This is a genomic window from Lonsdalea britannica, assembly GCF_946477055.1.
GTDB lineage: Bacteria > Pseudomonadota > Gammaproteobacteria > Enterobacterales > Enterobacteriaceae > Lonsdalea > Lonsdalea britannica_A.
In genome coordinates, this window is record NZ_CAMKXG010000352.1 from 1 (window position 1) to 2,899 (window position 2,899).

Genomic DNA, 2,899 nt, shown 5'->3' on the forward strand with positions numbered 1-2,899 from the left:
CACATCAGCACATCAGCACATCAGCACATCAGCACATCAGCACATCAGCACATCAGCACATCAGCACATCAGCACATCAACCCCTATTTGTGGGAAACCTGCCAGTTTTTTATTTCATCGCTACATTTAGCAGCGCGAAACTTTTGCTCACCGCTATCCTAACGGACGCTGGCCCACAGCCGATTTAGGTTCTCGACGCGTCATCGCCCAAAAGAGGCGGGACAACGGTTGATGTATTCTGCGCATTCTCCAGCACCATGCGCTGAGGCACCGCCAGAGGTATGCTCGCTGCACGTAGCCGTTTGATTATCTCGAACAGCAGGTCGCTTTTCACACTCACTACCAGACGGGGACTGCTAACGTACCCTGTTACGCTGAGCACCATGCCGTTTGCGCTTAACTGACTGAATGTGACGGAAGGCGCGGGACTCGTCAAAATCCCTTCATGCTCGGTATAGGAGTCCAACAGAATCGTCCGGGCCTCATCGGGGTCGGTGTCCAGCGGGAAAGACAACGCCAGCGTCGCGACGCCGAGCGCATTGCCCATCGTAATATTGCGCACGTTCTGCGAGATAAACTGCGAGTTGGGCACAATGACTGTCGACAGGTCGCTAAGCTGGATCTCCGTCGCGCGTACATTGATGCGCCGGATATCCCCTTCAACGCCGCTGATATTAACCAGATCGCCCACTTTCACCGGACGCTCCGTCAGCAAAATCACTCCGGAGATAAAGTTTTTTACTATCTCCTGCAAACCGAAGCCGATACCCACCGACAGCGCACTGACGATCCACGCCAACTTGTTCCACTGAATGCCGAGGGTAGCCAGCGTCAGCAGGATGATGATGATATAGCCGACGTTGCTGAACATGGTGACCATCGACGCCCGAATTCCACGATCCAGCGTGGTTTTCGGCAGAAAATCATTTTCCAGCCAGCGACGTGAAGAACGCATAGCGTACAGGGCAATCGCAAGGAAAATCAGCGCGTCTACTAATCTGGCAGGAACGATGCGTAGGTTTTCCAGCCCTTTTCCACCCCAGATATCCAGCGCTTTTTGCATCAGCTCCAGCGGCGTCGTGGTGCCAAACGTCCCATTCAGCAACGCAACGGCGGCCATCAAAATCAGGAAGACCTTACCTGCGGCAGAGAGTAATGCCGTGGCCTGTGAGAGGTGACGATCATCGAGATTAAGGGAGCTTTTGATGCGCTGACCGCTGAGGTTATTCGGTGAAAACAAACTTTCACACGTATCGGACACCAGCGTGGAAAAGAGGTAGAGGCAGGAGAATACAATCGCTATCCACACCAGCTCGTAGATCAAAAAACGCGCCAGAGAGATATAACCGATGACCAGAGAAACCAACACGGCAAAGGTTGTCAGCAAAACAGCCAGATGAATGATCCCTGAAAGCGTGGAACGCGCTTCCGGTTGCTCACCGGTTGCCACCATCTGACGCCGTATCTGATTGCTTCTCAGCGCGACCATGCCCGTCGTCAATGCCAGGAAGAGCGTCGCCAGTCCATTGACCACAATCGTGACCGCGACCGTAGTGCCCATCGTGATGGTTACCTGTTCGATGATCCCGAATATCAAAATAATTAACGCGGCGATCACCGGAAACGGCGTCATGGCCTTCGCCACCGGATTGGAAATGGCGGGCAGCCGCCACGAAGGCCGTTGATTAGACAGGAAAGCTCTCCCCAATCCGACAATCATTGAGCAGAACACCGTCAGGCGTACCAGCGTTTCCATAAAAGAAGCGATGCGATCAGAGGCAATATCATGGCGCGTAAAGGTGTAGTCGACCAGATTAGCGGCAATCCCAACCGTCAGCACGGTAGACATGACGGTCGCTGTCGCCAGGAAACTACGTCGCAACCGCCCTTCCGGCAGCTTATGAATCCCCAGCCAGGCGAGATATTTTTCCAGATACTTGCCGCCCAACGTCACCAGCGCCAGCGCAACCAGCAGAAATATCGCCGACCCCCAACGCCAATCTGCGCTCCACGCGCCGTTGAAGGCATTCGCCACCTGCTGAGAAAACGAGGATAGTCGGCTTACGTCTTCCGGCTGCGGGTTGACGATGGGAGACCAAAAGCGCGCACCAAAAAGGCTACCCGAATCGAGCGCCAGTTGGTTTTTTAGAGCGTTGCGTCGCAGGTTGACGATTTGCGTCGAGAGATTGGCCGCGCTGGCATGTAGCGCCTGTATCTGTTCTAACTGAGAATCCAGACTGGCTTTTTTCTGATTGAGGCTGTTGCGTTTACGCGTCACCTCATTGGTTTCATTGAGCGCAGAACCGGACTCGGGTTCTGGTCCCAGAACATTAAGCTGCGACTGCATCTGTGAACGCAACGGTGTCACAATCGCCGAGAGTTCATCCGCTTTACTGATCAATTGCTGAGTCTGATCGTTCAGGTCGCCGAACTTGCTGTCGTTGTTAACCCCCGATACCTGCTGCTTGATACTGTCCAACTGTTTCTGCAGTTGAACCAATTCAGCATCAACATTGACGTCAGACTCGCCATTTGCCTGTGCAGATTGAGATGCCGTCTCCGCCGCCACGCCATACCCCACAGGCAAGACCAAAACCGCACACAAAAAAACACGCATCAATACGGAAAATAAAGTTGGCATATAGCGAAAGGTTCCCAGGTTCATCAGAGACGGCGGATATCCATACACCCACACCAGACTGGCTAAAGTGTAATCCAATAGTACAAAAGTATGGCAAAGTTCCAATCAGAGGAGACCGTAATTGCGCATCTTATCGCGCCAGCCAAGGTTTACGATGAAACGAAAAACGGCTTTTTGCGATGAGACTCCAGAATCTCGCGGTTAGGTCGCAGAAAGCGATCACGCCGCCAGGCTGTACAGGGAATCGCCGTCTAGCCG

General features: G+C 53.3%; 2 protein-coding genes. One reads left to right on the forward strand and one right to left on the reverse strand.

Annotated elements, in window-relative coordinates:
* Positions 1-188: hypothetical protein (locus Q7O77_RS16520; protein WP_304169797.1), on the forward strand; the 188-nt coding region annotated here is incomplete at its 5' end.
* Here the strand turns inward: Q7O77_RS16520 and Q7O77_RS16525 are convergent.
* On the reverse strand, positions 185-2,641 hold the full coding sequence (locus Q7O77_RS16525) for a DUF3772 domain-containing protein (RefSeq protein WP_304169799.1): 2,457 nt from the start codon (positions 2,639-2,641) through the stop codon (positions 185-187). The genes Q7O77_RS16520 and Q7O77_RS16525 overlap by 4 nt on opposite strands.
* Positions 2,642-2,899: the final 258 nt, after the last annotated feature.